A 15,512-nucleotide genomic window follows, 5' to 3' on the forward strand; every position below is an offset into this window, starting at 1 on the left:
GTCACACGTACGGCTGCCGGTCACTGCAGCCCGACCCCGGGGCCCGACGGAAGGGAATGTCCTTCAGGTGCCCTCCTCCGCTGTCGGGACACAGAGCACCGGGACGGTCGACAGATGCAGAAGCTTGTGCGGGGTGGAGCCGAGGAGCGCGCCGCGGATGGGGCTCTCGCCCCAGCTGCCGACCACGATCACCCGCCCGTCGTGGCGGGACGCGGCGTCGAGCAGCGCCTGGGCCGGCTTCTCGTCGATGATCTCGACGGTGCTCGGCACGCCCGCCTCGTCGACGGCCGCGGCCGCCTGGTCGAGGCTCGTGCGGCTTGCCTGGCGGATCGCCTCGTGGTGCGCCCGGTACTCCTCTCCCGTGCCGCCCGGGGCGGCGGCGCCGAAGACCAGCACGAGGCGTTCGCCGAACGCGGCGGCCACCTCGATCGCCACGCGCAGCGCGCGTGCCGCGCCCGGCGACTGGTCGTAACCGAGGATCACGGACATCTCAGGACTCCTTGCCGTGGACGAGGTCGGGGTCGGCGACACTCGGGCGCTCCGACCAGAAGGGTGGGGACATGAGCCGCCACACGACCATGATCACCACACCGACGATGGAGATGGCGATACCGATGACCAGCGGCGGGCCGAGACCGAACCAGGAGACTCCGCTGTAGGAGTTCGCCGGGTCGGCCATGTCGCCGATGGACTCCACGAGCAGCCACGCCAGCAGCCCGGCGCCGATCAGCGGGCCGGCGCCGATGAGGAGGAAGTTGTGGAAGCTCTCCGTGAGGTGGCGGCGGTAGTAGACCGCGCAGGCCAGCCCCGTGAGCGCGTAATAGAAGGCGATGAGCAGGGACAGCGCGGTGAGGGAGTCGAAGAGGGCGTTCTCGCTGATCTGGCGGATCACCAGGTACCAGGCGATGGCGATGCCCGCCACCCACCAGGTGCTCACATCCGGGGTACGGAACCGGGGGTGGATGCGGGCGAAGTGGGTGGGCAGCGCGTGGCGCCGGGCCATGGACAGCGCGGTGCGTGAGGCGGGGATGATCGTGGTCTGGGTGGAGGCGAGCGCGGAGGTGGACACCGCCAGCAACACAATCCAGTCCCATCCGCCCATCACCTGGCCGGCGAGCAGAGCGAAGATGAACTCCTCCTCGTCGGCGTTGTCGGCGAGGTAGGCCGTGCCCGCATAGGCCACGACGGCGAAGGCGACCGACAGATAGGTCACCAGCAGCACGATCGTCGACCAGACCGCGGCCTTACCGGGCGCGCTTGCGGAGTTCTCGGTCTCCTCGTTGAGGTTGACCGCGGACTCCCATCCCCAGTAGATGAACACCCCCAGCAGAAGACCGCTCGTCAATGATGCGCCTCCGGCCCCGAAGGGGTTCATCCAGTCGAACTTCGGCTCGATGGAGTCGAATGCGCTCGTTCCGGCATAGGCCTTGTAGAGGGCCACCACCACGAAGATGAGCAGGAAGACGACCTGAAGGAGGATCAGCACGTTCTGCACTCTGGCCGACAGCTCGGTGCCGATGACGCACATGCCGGTCATCACAAGGATCAGCACCACCGTGAGGACCTGGCGCACGACCTCGTTGTCGACCCAGCTGTCGAGGCCGAAGGCGAGCAGCGCGAAGCTCACGGCGACATCGGCCAGCGAGCCGACGACGAGCACCCCGGTCATCGCGATGGCCCAGCCGCCGAGCCAGCCGGCCCACGGGCCCATCGCCCGGGTGACCCACGAGAACGTCGTGCCGCAGTCCTGGTCGACCCTGTTGAGGTAGTAGAACGCGGATGCGATCAGCAGCATCGGCACGAACGAAGCGAGCATCACGCCTGGGGCGTAGATCGCCACGAGCGCCACGACCGGACCGATGACCGCGGCCAGCGAGTACGCCGGGGAGGTGGCGTTGAGTCCGATGACGAGTGCGTCGAGGAAGCTGATCGCATTGGCCTTCAGGCCTTGGGGTGGTGGTGCGTCAACGGTGTCGTCGGCCATGCTTCCTCGCTTCGTCGTGCGTGGATCCAGGGAATCGCGCCCTATGCCGGTTTTGCGTCATTGGACCATTCCCGCTCAGTCATATCCGGTAAGAGAGGGGCGAGGGTCGTACGGTCGGACGGCGGAGTCCCTGCTCCCGCGCGCCGGAGAGGGCGGCCCTCGGCGGTGCACCTCCAGCACGGCCGGCTCACTGCGGGAACTCCGGAGCGCTGGAGGCCGGGAGAGAAGGACGCGGCCGAACGTGTCCCAGCCGAGCGAGGGCCCGTGGACGCTCCCGCGGTCGATGCCAAGCCCAGCCGAATTGCGCATTCACGGCACCACACCTGTCGACGAGCTGGAGCAGCACCAGGGCCCCCATCGACTCTGGTCCATCCGGGCCCCGTAGGCACCGTCACCTCCCATACGACGCCGCTTCTCAGATGTGGAGCTGCGTGTCGCCGATGTCGATGGCCACTGCCGGCCGGATTCCCCTGCTAGAAAGTCGGTGACGCAGCATCAGGAGACGGAGGCGGATGCATGGCCGATTCGGCGGACGCGCGTGAGGCCGACCGTGCGCTCAAGGCGAAGCACCGGACGATGTGGGCGCTCGGCGACTACCCGACCGTGGTCTCACGGCTCATCTCTGCCCTCGGCCCCGTCCTCGTGGAGGCCGTTGGGGTGAAACGCGGCGACGGGGTGCTCGACATCGCTGCCGGGTCGGGAAACTCCGCCATTCCGGCTGCCCTCGCCGGCGGCGATGTGATCGCCTCCGACCTCACGCCCGAGTTGCTGGACGTAGGGCGACAGGAGGCCGAGGAGCGAGGTGCCGAGCTGCGCTGGCAGGAGGCCGACGCCGAGGCGCTGCCCTTCGCCGACGGCTCGTTCGACACGGTCATGTCCTGTGTCGGGGTCATGTTCGCCCCTCACCACCAGGAAACCGCCGACGAACTACTCCGGGTCTGCCGACCGGGGGGCACGATCGGTCTGGTGAACTGGACCCCGGAGGGATTCATCGGGCGGATGTTCGGCGCCATGAAGCAGTACGCACCACCTCCGCCGCCAGGGGCACAACCGCCGCCGCTTTGGGGCCGGGAGGAGCACGTCCGTACGCTATTGGGCGACCGAGTCAGCGGGGTCGAAGCCCACCGACAGACCCTCCGCGTGGACGCCTTTGCAGAGCCCGAGGAGTTTCGCGAGTTCTTCAAGGCCGTCTACGGACCGACGATCGCGGTCTACCGCAACATCGCCGACGACCAGGACAAGACCGCTGCACTGGACCAGGCCCTCGACGAACTGGCGGGCAGCGCGCTCCAGGACGGGGCGATGGACTGGGAGTACCTCCTGCTCACCGCGCGCCGAAGCGGCCCGGCACCCAGCTAGGACACGTATCCCCCTGCCGTAAGCGCATCGCGGCGCGTCACACCATGAGCAGGACACGCACGCCCAAGCGGTAGCCCCTCCAGGGAAAACACTCTCGGCCGGAGCACCCCAGCACACACCCCAACACCCCGCACCCCAACTGCTCCCCCACCAAAAAGACCGCAGACTTTCGGCCAGGTCCGCAACGGGTTCATCCGGGTGGTGAACCAGGACGACGTCCAGGGTCTCGACCGCTATGACCTCAGCGAAGACGCGTCCACGGAGACGGCGATGGTCTTCGGCGTGGTCTACCGGCACGGCGGTAAGTGAAGGTTTCGCGCCGTTGGCCCGGAGTACCTGTCAGGGCTGCAAGGTATCGCCCTAGACTCCGAGGTCAATGTTTCGTAAAGCCAGGTACGGCGCGGGGGAGCCCCGTACAAAACGATGGGGTAGCCAGTGCTTCTGAAAACGTTCGGCTGGTCATTCGCGGTCACCGCGCTCGGCCTGGTCGCGGCGGTCTTCTACGGGGGGTGGACCGGCTTCGGGATCGTGGCGATCCTGTCCATCCTGGAGATCTCGGTGTCCTTCGACAACGCCGTGGTCAACGCCGGGATCCTGAGGAAAATGAACGCCTTCTGGCAGAAGATCTTTCTCACCATCGGCGTCCTGATCGCGGTCTTCGGCATGCGCCTGGTCTTCCCGGTCGTGATCGTCGCCGTCAGCGCCAAGATCGGTCCGATCGACGCGGTGCAGCTCGCGCTCGACGACAAGGACAAGTACCAGCAACTGGTGACCGACGCCCACCCGTCGATCGCCGCCTTCGGTGGCATATTCCTGCTGATGATCTTCCTCGACTTCATCTTCGAGGACCGGGACATCAAGTGGCTCGGCTGGCTGGAGCGTCCGCTCGCCAAGCTCGGCAAGGTCGACATGCTCTCCGTCTGCATCGCGCTCATCGTGCTGCTCGTCTCCGCCACGACCTTCGCCACCAATGCCCACCAGCACGGCGGCATCCATGTGGACAAGGCGGGTACCGTCCTGATCGCCGGCATCGCCGGCTTGATCACCTACCTGATCGTCGGCGGCCTCTCCGGCTACTTCGAGAACAAGCTCGAGGAAGAGGAGGAGCGCGAGCACGAGGCCGAAGAAGAGGCCAAGAGGAGCGGCAAGAAGGTCCCGGCGATCGTGATGGCCGGCAAGGCCGCGTTCTTCATGTTCCTCTACCTGGAGGTCCTGGACGCGTCCTTCTCCTTCGACGGCGTCATCGGCGCCTTCGCGATCACCAACGACATCGTCCTGATGGCGCTCGGCCTCGGCATCGGCGCGATGTACGTCCGCTCTCTCACGGTCTACCTGGTCCGCCAGGGCACCCTCGACGACTTCGTCTACCTGGAGCACGGCGCGCACTACGCGATCGGCGCCCTCGCCGTGATCCTGCTCGTCACCATCCGGTACGAGATCCACGAGGTCATCACCGGCCTCGTGGGCGTCATCCTGATCGCCTGGTCCTTCTTCTCCTCGGTCCAGCGCAACCGCAGGCTGGCGGCGGCCGAGGGCGAGGACACGGCGTCCAACGAGAAGGCTGAAGTCCCCTCCGGCGTCTGAGCCGGGCCGCCGGCGCGGGCCTCAAGGCCGCGCGTTGGCTCCGGTTCGAGGCAATGCGTCGGTCAGCCGAAGCGCAGAGCTGCGGCTGACCGGCCCCCGAAGACACCGGCCATCCGGGCGCTGCCGCTGCCCCGGTTGGTCGGCGAGCGCGAGACCGACCGCCGCCGACGTCGAACGCAGACGCTCGGCCCAGGCTGCATTCCCGGAGCCGCCCCCGGCATCTGCTCGACGAACGAGCGCCGTTCGCACGAAGCGTCCGGACGGAGAAACCGGCGGACTCGCAGGCAGCGGACCCACCCGCCCTGCGCCCACCACGACGACTGATCATTTTCATGCCGCCGACGGTGGCGGGAACGAGGATCTCAGCAATCCTCACTCTCAGTGGTCAGAGGGTACTTTCTGCCTTCCTGACCGCTGGTCGGGACAGCCCGCCTTGTATAAGTGCGAGGCTAATCGACCCGATTGGCCCGATCGGCCGTCACTTCTTCTTCAGCTCCTCGGCGAGCATCACGAGGATGCCGCTGGGACCGCGGACGTACGTGAGCTTGTAGATGTCCTCATAGGTCGCCACGCCGCGAAGCGGATGGCACCCGTGCTTTGCGGCTGTCTCAAGGGCCTTGTCGATGTCGTCGACCGAGAAGGCGACGCGATGCATGCCAATCTCGTTGGGAAGAGTGGGCTCCGACTCGATCGCTTCGGGGTGGATGTACTCGAAGAGCTCAAGGCGCCCCTGACCGTCCGGCGTTTGGAGCATCGCAATCCTGGCGTGATTGCCATCAAGGCCGACGGCGGTGTCGGTCCACTCACCACTGACCGTGTCACGGCCGAGGACCGTGAGGCCGAGGTCGGTGAAAAAGGAGATCGTTGCTTCGAGGTCGCGGACGGCGATGCCGACGTTCTCAAGTTTGATGGCCATGCGTTGCATGCTAGCGAGCCGGGCCGATCGGGTGCTTCCGGCAAGGCCGCACACGAGGTCGCATCGCAGCATCGTGCTGCCCACAACGTTCAGGACAGCGGGGCAACTGCTGTCACCTGGTCCGCCCGACGTCAGGACGGAGGCCGTCAGCCGAAAGATTGGGACTTCTGGGTCGGCATTGCGCCACAGCCGTGCAGCAGGTCGCCCAGGCCGCACTCACAACAGTTTCCAAGACTCGGTAGCCATACGCCTCCCTGGTCCGGCCACGAGCGCCTCAACCGTCGGGTTCGCGCCGTTGAGAAGGCACGGAATTGGATGGACACGGCTGGGAGCGGTGGCCGATGATCGCCGGCATGATCCGGGCCGCCACTGTGGACGACGTCGTGGAGATCCGTGCGATGATCCGCGAACTTGCTGAGTACGAACGGGCTGTTGAGCAGGTCCGGGTGACCGAGGAGCAGCTCCGCCAGGCACTGTTCGGAGAACATCCCGCTGCGTTCGCGCTGATCGCCGAGGACGACGAGACGGGGCAGGCCACGGGCTACGCCCTGTGGTTCCCGCGCTTCTCGACCTGGACCGGCACACGCGGCATGCACCTGGAGGACCTCTACGTACGGCCGCAGGCCCGAGGCGGAGGACACGGCAAGGCCCTGCTCGCCTCCCTGGCCGCGGTCTGCCAACGCAACGGCTACGAGCGCTTCGAGTGGCTGGTCCTGGCATGGAACGAGCCGACGATCGACTTCTACAAGTCGCTCGGCGTGGAGCTCCTGAACGAGTGGACGGTATGCCGGCTGAGCGGTGCCCCCCTCGGGGAGCTCGCTGCCCAGGCCCCCACAGCTCTCAACCAGACGCCTGCCCTGTAGGAGGGAAGGCCATGCAACCTCCTGTCGCAGCAGTGCTCGAAGCCCACCGGACCCTGGAAAGGCTCGTGGCCGGACTGAACGACCAGCAAGTCGCGGAGGTGTCCGCCCTTCCCGGCTGGTCACGCGGCCATGTCCTGGCCCATCTCACCGACAACGCGAGAATGTTCGCCCGCCTCGCGGAGCATGCCCTGCGCGGCGAGCTCGTAGCGGGCTACGACGGCGGGATGGACGAACGCAACGCGATCATCGAGGCCACTGCGGGCCGCAGCGCCACCGAGCACCGCGCGCAACTCGCCGCGCACACGGCCGGGCTGGAGGCAGCCTGGGAACGCGCCGGCGAGGTGGACTGGAACCGGCCCGTCACCTTCCGCAACGCAGACCTCGCCGCCACCGTCTTCGCACGCCGGCGCGAGGCATGGATCCACATGGTCGACCTGGATCTTGGCGTGCGATCGGACGATTGGCCCGAGGACTTGGCCGCACACGCCATCGACTTCCTCCTCGTCCGACTTCCGGCAGGAACGCTCATCCGTGCTGAGGACGGGGGCCGCCAGTGGTCCGTTGGCGGCGGGCCGCCCGGCGCGGCGGTCACCGGAGCCGTGCGCGACCTGGCGGCCTGGCTGGCCGGACGTACGCCCACGGTCTCGCCCGTGGCGACGGAGCAGCTGCCGGCTCTCGGGCCCTGGCCGCCCCACCCTCCACAGCGCCCGGCATGACGAATTGACTGCGGTCGCGCCGGAACCGGTGCCGGGCAGCCGGACGAAGCGAGACTCCTCTCTCGAAAACGAAGGAACGAATGCCATGCGTTCCGACATCGTCTGGTGGGACCTGTCCGCCTCCGGACAGACCATCGAGTCCCTGCGTGAGTACCTGCGTGAGGAATCCGTCGCCGCGTTCTCCGAGGTGCCCGGACTTCGCTTCAAGATGTGGCTCTCCGATCCGGACACCAACCGGTGGGGAGCCGTTCTGTTGTGGGAGTCGGAGGAGGCGTCCCAACAGGCGCTGCCCAGCCGGGCCCTCGAACTCATCGGATACCCACCGCAGGTCGCGCACGGGTTCGACGTGGAAGCCACGACCGAAGGTCAATACGAAACCCAACGACTCGCCCTGCAAGAGCTGGCTTTCGCCGAAACAACGCGCAGGAAGCCCAGCTGACACGCCCGGCCAGAGGGCGGTCCCGGCCCTCGGCCGGCTGCCCGCGTTCACGGCTCACGTGTGCCTCAAACCGCCACGCTCTCCATGCGCTCGCGTCGTCGTGATCGGATGCGGCGTAGAAGTGCTGAATGCGAGGCGTCAGCGCAGTACAACCACACCTGCGTGGACGGCATGCATGTCGCGCTCGACAGTCTCCTGGCCATGACGGCACCACAATCACTTCCCTATCTGTCCGCAGCAAGGTGTTCTCGCTCTACCCGCGGTAAGCGATGTGCGCCGGTTGGGATGTACGTCGCGGTTCCTTCAAGCGAGGCGGCGGGGCATCTGCAGGCCCGAGGAAGCCGGCTGGGTGAGAGGCGTCATCAACCAGCCGGCTTGTGCTCGCAGATCGCAGCCCCGGAGCACATGTACCCCTGCCGCGACATGGCCGAAGTCACGCTGTTTTCAACGGACTTCGACGTACACCCGGATGGCCTTCTTCGATCATGTGGCTCGGTAGTCGTGCGGGGAGGGGACCATCGAGCGGGGGCAATGTTTGCACACGGGGACCTTCCAGCGCTCTTCAGAGCGGCCGACGTCAACTCCCTGACAGCTCAGCGCCGTTATCTGCTGGCGACCAAGTGCCAGCTGGGCGCGCTGATCGCCTCGGCCGCTCTGGGCGTGTTCAGCTGGCAGGTCAATGGTGCGGACGTGTTCGCCGCCGCGTCGGTGGTGGCGTTCTGTACGGCTGTGGTCACCGAGGTGTACCTGCTCAAGGAACGTCCGGACCGCATCTGGTACGAGGGGCGTGCGGTCGCCGAGTCGGCGAAGACGCTCACCTGGCGCTACATGGTCGGCGGCAGCCCGATGGGCCGCGAGGAGACCTCGACCGAAACCGCCGCCGAGCTGCTGCTGACCCGGTTCACCGAGATCGAGACCGATGTCCAGGCCGCCTGGCTCGTCCCCGACGAGGGCACCCCGGAACAGGTCACCGCCGAGATGACGCGCGTACGCCGGCTGTCCCTGGACGAACGCCGGGCGATCTACCTGCAGGAGCGCGTCGAGGGCCAGCGTGAGTGGTACGCCACCAAGTCGCGCTGGAACGAACGCAGAAGCACCATCTGGGCGCTCGGCCTCACGATTCTGGAGCTGCTCGGTGTCTGCGCAGGCGTCTCGAAGGTGGTGGGGGTCATCGACGTGGACCTCCTCGGCGTCTGCGCGGCCGTCGCCGCGGGAGGTACTGCCTGGGTGCAGACCAAGCAGCACAAGTCCCTCGCCACCGCGTACGCCGTCACCCGGCACGAGTTGGCGACGATCGCCTTCCGCGCCCAACGACCGGTCACCGAAGCGGAATGGGCCACCTTCGTGGCGAACGCGGAGGACACCGTCTCGCGTGAGCACACCCCTGTGGCGCGCTTCCCACATGTGAGGCAGCCGATGCCCTCGAGAAGCACCGCGACCCCCCACTTCTACGACGTCTTCCTCTCCTACAGTCACGGGGCCGACGCCGAAATGGCGCCGGCCGTGCACCGGGCGCTCAGCCGCCTGGCCAGGCCCTGGAACCGCCCGCGCGCCCTGCGGGTCTTCCGCGACCAGGCGTCCTTGGAAGCCGGACCCGACCTGTGGGCGACCATCGAGTCCAAGCTCGACACGAGCCGCCATCTCGTCCTGCTCGCCTCTCCGCAGGCCGCCCGCTCCCCCTGGGTGGGCAAGGAGATCGCTCACTGGAGGCAGCATCGCGAGCCGGCCAGCTTTTTCATCCTGCTCACCGATGGCGCGATCCACTGGGACCACAACGCGCGGGACTTCGACCGGACACGCACCACCGCCCTGCCGCCCGAGGTGTTCGGATGGTTTGCGGCCGAACCTCTGTGGGTCGACCTGACCTGGGTCAGCAGGGAGAACGAGCTGTCCCTGAGCCACGCCCGGTTCCGCAGGGACATCGGCACCCTGGCTGCGGCCCTGCACGGAGTGAGCAAGGACGAACTCGACAGCGAGGAGGTGCGCCAGCACGCCAGAACGGTCGGCGTGCGGCGCTGGCTGACCTGGAGCATGGCCTTCTTCCTCGTGGCCTCGCTCGTGTTCGGCGTGATGGCTCAGGTGCGTGGCGACGAGGCGGAGCGTCAGCGCAAAGAGGCAGATGGGCAACGGCGGGTGGCCATCGTCCGCGCGCTGCTCACCGAATCGGAGAATCGCCTGACGGATGACCCGCGGACCGCCGTCCGCCTCGGGCTGACCGCGTACAGCGTGCGCCCCACCACGGAAACCCGCGCCGCCCTGGTCGAGGTACTGCGGCGCACACCGTACGCGGGCACATCCCACGGGCCGGATGATGTCGGCTCGTTCACCAGGCGGCTCTCGGACGACGCCGGTCTCCTGGCCACCGCAGGCGAGGGCACACTCAAACTCTGGGACGTCTCCCAGCCCGGTCGGCGCCGACTGCTCCAGCGCCTGCCCGCGCCGCACGGTGATGTCGAAGACATCTCCTTCAGCCGAGACGGACGCACCCTTTTCGTGGCAGCCACCAAAGGCCACGCCCTGTGGTACATCGCCAAGCCCGGCAAGCCGCGGCGACTACCGCAACTGCCCGGCGCGACGGCCCTGGACGGCGGCGGATTCGGCGACGGCGACCGAACGCTGGCCACCGTGCGCGCAGGCAAGGGCAGCACCGGCCGGATGGACCTGTGGAACGTCGCAGACCCGGACCGGCCCCGCCGCCTCGGTTCGCTGACCGGGCTCTACGACGCCCAGCACATCCGGATGAGTCCCGACGGCAAGACCGTCGTGAGCGCCACCAGCAAGGTCGGTCTCGACGTGGCCGACTCGGGGAAGACCACCATTGAGCACAGCAGCGGGATGACCGCTTGGGACACCTCCGACCCGGCCCGTCCGCGCCGCCTGGGGCGCGACGACGCGTGGGGCAGCACCCTCGCCTTCAGCTCCGACGGCGGCACCTTGATCAGCAGCCACGGCCGGACCGCCTATGTCTGGCGCATCCGCCCGTCCCGCGCACCGCAACTGCTCAGCAGACTCCGGGGCAACCGGGACGCCGTGGCCGACGCCGCCTTCCGGCATGACGGCAAGGCGGCGGTCACCGTCGACTACAGCGGCAGGGCGGTGCGCTGGGACCTGTCGCAACCCGACAAGCCGCATTCCCGGGGACCTCTGCTCGACGCCGAGTTGCGCGCGGGCGAGGACATCGCCTTCACACCTGACGGACGGTCCATCCGCGAGGTCGACCGCAGCGATGCGGTCGCCACCTGGCGCACGGACTCGGAGCCCGGCCCTCGGCAACGCGCCCGTGTGACCGCGGACCCGGTTGCCGTGGCCGCGGTGGCGATCTCCGCGGATGGAAGGACGGCGGCAACCGCGGGCACGCGTGCCGTGGTGCTGTGGGATATCACCGACCCCGACCGGCCCCGCCGGCTCTCCGCTCTGCGCGGCTTCTCCGAGTCCATTACGGACGTGGCGTTCTCGGCGGACGGCCGCTACCTGGCAGGAGACGACGGCGCGAGCCGAGTCATCCTGTGGGACGCGTCGGACCGGCGCCACCCCCGCAGGACCGCCACCCTGCGCACGCGGGGCCCGGTGGCCTCGCTCGCCTTCAGCCCGCGTGCCCCGCTGCTGGTCGCCTCCGGCAACCAGCCCAGGTTCATCGGGGGTATCGAGGGCTGGGCAACACTGTGGAACCTCAAGGGCGAACGGCCCGTGGAGACCCGCTCGTACGCCCTCAAGAGCTTCACCCACGCGAGCGTGGCGTCGTTCGGCCCCGACGGCAGGCTGCTCGCCCTACCAGGCGCGGGCAGCGGCCTGTACGACATGAGCGACCCGAACCGGCCCCGTCACCTCAAGTGGGACCCGGTGGCGGTGCTCCGGCAGGACACGGCGTTCAGCACGAAACGGAAGCTGCTCGCCGAGGGCCCCAGTGTCTACCGGATCAACGGCACGTCCCTGTCCGAGCCCATCAGGCTCCCCGACGAGCCCAACGGTGCGGGACAGGTGGCCTTTCACCCCGACGGCGACCTGCTGGCCATGGCGGACAACCAGGGAACGGCGGTGCTGTGGGACCTCGGCGATCTGGAACATCCCCACGTGGCCGGCGAAACGCCACCGCTTGACGAGAGCGTCGACGACGTGGCGTTCACCCCCGACGGCCGAACGCTGCTGACGGGCGGCGGCGACGGCACGCTGCGCCTATGGAACCTCAATGCGCTGCCTGCCGCCGCCCACGACCCGAAGCGCCTGGCCTGCCAGGTGGCCGGCGGCGGCCTGGACCGCGAGCAGTGGCGACAGCACGCACCGGGTCTCGCCTATCAAGACCTGTGCCGCTGACGCCTCACCAGCACCCCGGCCCCAAGGGGCATCACCCCTCGTGCTGCCGCCTGCCCCCCGAGTGCCGGCCGGGGCGGAGTGAGGTTCCACCGCCAGGGGCGGTTCCCGCACGGGGGAATTGTCCTTCTTGTGGAGGGTGAATTTCGGCCCGCTGGACGGGTTTCCCGGAACGGGAGGCGGCGGTGCAGATTTCGTGGATATTAAGCGCATGGGACCGGGTGAGGCGGGCGGGTTGGAGTTTTGTTGAGCCGGTGAGGATTTCGGTGGTGAAATCCCGGGAGTCCTGTGGCGCTCGCATGTCGCGAGGGTTTCGGAGTTGTGTCGAGGAGATCAGGGAGTGGGGATCAAGGGGTGGGGCGGGGAGTGATGGGAAAGCGGGTTTGCGGCGGCGGTGCGTGATGGAACGTCAACCCTCCCCCGCCGTGGGCCGATGATCGGTGAGCCACGACTGACCTACACACGTTGTGAGTTACTTCACAGTAGCAACGGGCGGCACCGCGCTCGGCGACCCGACGAGGAGGGGGCTCGGGCCCGTACCGGCGCGGCGTTGCGCGGGTGCGTGAATAATTATGTCGAGCAGCGAACATAATTCGGAGCCAGGGGTCTTGTCGCATCCTGCGTGCTTTGTCCGTTCGGCGGGCCGGGAACGCGTTGCTGATCTTGTCTATTCTCCTTCGCGAGGAATAGCTACACTCACCCCCCATGCGAACCGCTACCCCCCACAGCAGTCGCCTCGGTAAGCAAGAGATTCGTCCCGTATTTGTCGATCACTCAGGTCGGCGCAGAAGGCTCCTGGGTCGTGCCGCATTGACCCTGGGATGCATATGCGCCGGATACTTGGTGGTCCTTGCCGCGGTGTTCGGCAGCCTCCTGGAGCCGGTCGGAAATCCGGCACCGGGAAAGGCTGATCCGCTTCCGACGCACACCGCTGGCGACGAGTCCGGTCAGCCGGCGGGCGCTTCGCCCGCCGGCGGCGATGAACCCGGGCCTGCACTTCCTCACCGCGACCCCACATCGCGGCCGTCCACCGGCAGTTCCACTGCCCCTGATGATGCCCCCACGTCCATCCCCAGCGCTGTCCCTGTGAGAAACGCCAACCGGTGAGTTCCACCCACGAGGTGTGACCTTCCCGCACCACCGAGGCGTGGTCGTCCGCGCGTGCCGCAATGGCGCGGGCGCGCGGACGCACGCCTCGCCCGTTGGCATGTCTCCTGGACAGAAAGGGGCCATCGTGGCGATGGCAGGACAGGGGCGGCACGCAAGGCGCCGCCCTCCGCGCTGGCACTGGTTACTGTTGATACTCATCCTCCCCATAGTCGCCGCGTCGCTGCTCTTCGAGGGCTGGACCACTCACGAGGTCGACGGCGCGCGCACCAAACGCGCGTGTACCAAACCGATTCCGCAGTCCGCGGACAAGGGAGACCCGGTGCTGCGCGTCACCTCGCGCGGCGCCGAGACGGCGGCCATGCCGCTGCATACCGTGGCGCTCACCTTCGACGGCGGGCCCGACCCCCAGTGGACGCCCCGCCTGCTCGACCTGCTGCGCGCGCAGCATGCACACGCCACCTTCTTCCTCTACGGAAACCAGGCGGCCCGGCATCCCGACCTGGTACGGCGGATCCACGAAGAGGGGCACGAGATCGGCTCGTACACCTATACCGGTGGCGACCTCGGCACCGCCTCGCCCGTTCGCCGACGACTTGAGTTGACACTCACTCAGATCGCCCTGGCCGGCTCCGGGAAGGTCAATACCGGATTGCTGCGCCTGCCGCACACCACCACCGCCGACACCATGTGCGGACCCGAGTGGACGGCAGCCCGGCGCGCCACCGACGAGGGCTACGTCCTGGTCGCGGCGACCCCGCGCTCCCGTAAGCCACCAGAGGGTGTGGTGCGGCAGTTCAGCAATACCGCACTGGGTTACGCCGAGACGAAAAGGCTGCTCCGCAACCCGGACGTGGGGCGGTTCACCACCGTCACCGAAGGACTCGGGCGCCCCACGCTCGTCACACCGGCCTCCTTCATCGAACACATTCAGGGCCAGGCACTGATCTGGATGCAGTCCGTCGGGCATGCCTTCGCGCGTTCGATGACCTGGGCGCTCGGCATCGCCGGAGTGCTGGGCATCTTCCGGCTGCTGCTGCTCGCCCACCTCGCCCGCGTCCAGGTACGGCGCCGGCGTGGATACCGTGCCGATGTGCCCGTCCTGGGCGAGGTGAACGAGCCGGTGACGGTGCTGGTGCCCGCGCACAACGAAGAGGCGGGCATCGCGTCCACGCTGCACTCACTGCTCGCGTCCACACACACGGATCTGCAGATCGTCGTCATCGACGACGGCTCGACGGACCGGACCGCGGATATCGCCCTGAGCATCCGCGACCCACGGGTGACGGTGGTGCGGCAGCCCAACTCCGGTAAGCCCGGGGCGCTCACCACCGGTCTGAGCTACGCGCGTCACGAGATCATCGTCATGATCGACGCGGACACCGTGTTCGAGCCCGAAGCCCTCTACAGGCTGATCCAGCCGCTGGCCGATCCCGTGGTGGGCGCGGTGAGCGGGAACACCAAGGTCGGCAACCGGCGGCGGCTGCTGGGCAGATGGCAACACCTGGAATATGTTCTGGGGTTCAATCTGGACCGGCGGATGTACGAAGTGCTGGAGTGCATGCCCACGGTCCCCGGGGCGATCGGCGCCTTCCGCCGGGACGCGCTGATAGCCATCGGCGGTATCAGCGGCGACACGCTCGCCGAGGACACCGATCTCACGATGGCGCTGTGGCGGCTGGGCCATCACGTGGTCTACGAGGAGACCGCCATCGCCTGGACCGAAGTGCCCAGCACGCTGAGCCAGTTGTGGGCACAGCGCTACCGCTGGTGCTACGGAACGCTGCAGTCCATGTGGAAGCATCGGCACGCCCTGGTGGAGGCGGGTCCAGCCGGACGGTTCGGCCGCCGCGGCCTCACCTATCTCGTGCTGTTCCAGGTCGTGCTGCCGCTGTTCGCGCCGGTGGTCGATGTCTTCGCCCTGTACGGCGTGTGCTTCGGCGACACCGTTCAGGCGGTCGGGGTCTGGCTCGGCTTTCTCGCCGTGCAACTGCTCATCGCCGGATACGCGTTGCGGCTGGACCACGAAAAGCTGCGGGCCCTGTGGGTGCTTCCCCTCCAGCTGTTCGTCTATCGGCAGCTGCTGTATCTCGTGGTGATCCATTCCGTGTTCACCGCGCTGCTCGGCACCCGGCTGAAGTGGCACCGCATGCAGCGTTCCGGCACGGCCGACGAGCATCTGCTCAAGGAGCCCGTCGCCTACCCGACCACCCTGGCACCGAAATGACCGAGGAGA

10 protein-coding genes and 1 pseudogene are annotated in these 15,512 nt (G+C 67.9%); 8 read left to right on the top strand and 3 right to left on the bottom strand.

The genetic code is table 11. The annotated features are described in order from the left end of the window. Positions 1–63 precede the first annotated feature (63 nt). Both QOM21_RS00970 and QOM21_RS00975 read right to left on the bottom strand, forming a co-directional pair. A complete protein-coding gene (locus QOM21_RS00970; protein WP_407547574.1) occupies positions 64–489 on the bottom strand; it encodes a universal stress protein in 426 nt (141 codons plus the stop codon). A 1-nt stretch (position 490) separates the two neighbouring features. After that, positions 491–1,984: an APC family permease gene (locus QOM21_RS00975; protein ID WP_407547575.1), complete on the bottom strand. Its 1,494-nt coding sequence runs from the start codon at positions 1,982–1,984 to the stop codon at positions 491–493. A gap of 516 nt (positions 1,985–2,500) precedes the next feature. Here QOM21_RS00975 and QOM21_RS00980 point away from each other — a divergent pair. The 3 genes and pseudogenes from QOM21_RS00980 (at position 2,501) to QOM21_RS00990 (ending at position 4,927) form a co-directional block, all read left to right on the top strand. Next, positions 2,501–3,343 (top strand): class I SAM-dependent methyltransferase, encoded by an 843-nt coding sequence (locus tag QOM21_RS00980; protein WP_407547576.1) that lies wholly within the window; start codon positions 2,501–2,503, stop codon positions 3,341–3,343. Between the two features lie 156 nt (positions 3,344–3,499). Next, a pseudogene (locus QOM21_RS00985) lies at positions 3,500–3,730 on the top strand (TerD family protein); the annotation flags it as partial. 48 nt (positions 3,731–3,778) lie between these two features. Further along, positions 3,779–4,927, top strand: a complete 1,149-nt coding sequence (locus QOM21_RS00990) for a DUF475 domain-containing protein (RefSeq protein ID WP_407547577.1) — start codon at positions 3,779–3,781, stop codon at positions 4,925–4,927. 478 nt (positions 4,928–5,405) lie between these two features. On the opposite strand, the gene QOM21_RS00995 is transcribed toward QOM21_RS00990, so the two are convergent. Then, positions 5,406–5,843 carry a VOC family protein gene (locus QOM21_RS00995; RefSeq protein WP_407547578.1) on the bottom strand — a complete coding sequence of 146 codons (438 nt, stop codon included), beginning with the start codon at positions 5,841–5,843 and terminating at the stop codon, positions 5,406–5,408. A 353-nt stretch (positions 5,844–6,196) separates the two neighbouring features. On the opposite strand from QOM21_RS00995, the gene QOM21_RS01000 reads away from it, so the two are divergent. The 5 genes from QOM21_RS01000 (at position 6,197) to QOM21_RS01020 (ending at position 15,503) form a co-directional block, all read left to right on the top strand. Next, positions 6,197–6,706 carry a GNAT family N-acetyltransferase gene (locus QOM21_RS01000; protein ID WP_407555537.1) on the top strand — a complete coding sequence of 170 codons (510 nt, stop codon included), beginning with the start codon at positions 6,197–6,199 and terminating at the stop codon, positions 6,704–6,706. A gap of 11 nt (positions 6,707–6,717) precedes the next feature. After that, on the top strand, positions 6,718–7,422 hold the full coding sequence (locus QOM21_RS01005; RefSeq protein WP_407547579.1) for a maleylpyruvate isomerase family mycothiol-dependent enzyme: 705 nt from the start codon (positions 6,718–6,720) through the stop codon (positions 7,420–7,422). Positions 7,423–7,507: 85 nt separating this feature from the next. Beyond that, positions 7,508–7,861: a hypothetical protein gene (locus QOM21_RS01010; RefSeq protein WP_407547580.1), complete on the top strand. Its 354-nt coding sequence runs from the start codon at positions 7,508–7,510 to the stop codon at positions 7,859–7,861. A gap of 531 nt (positions 7,862–8,392) precedes the next feature. Next, a complete protein-coding gene (locus QOM21_RS01015) occupies positions 8,393–12,172 on the top strand; it encodes a DUF4231 domain-containing protein (RefSeq protein WP_407547581.1) in 3,780 nt (1,259 codons plus the stop codon). A 1,237-nt stretch (positions 12,173–13,409) separates the two neighbouring features. Beyond that, on the top strand, positions 13,410–15,503 hold the full coding sequence (locus tag QOM21_RS01020) for a bifunctional polysaccharide deacetylase/glycosyltransferase family 2 protein (protein WP_407555538.1): 2,094 nt from the start codon (positions 13,410–13,412) through the stop codon (positions 15,501–15,503). Positions 15,504–15,512 lie beyond the last annotated feature (9 nt).

This window comes from Streptomyces sp. Pv4-95 (assembly GCF_045782725.1).
GTDB lineage: Bacteria > Actinomycetota > Actinomycetes > Streptomycetales > Streptomycetaceae > Streptomyces.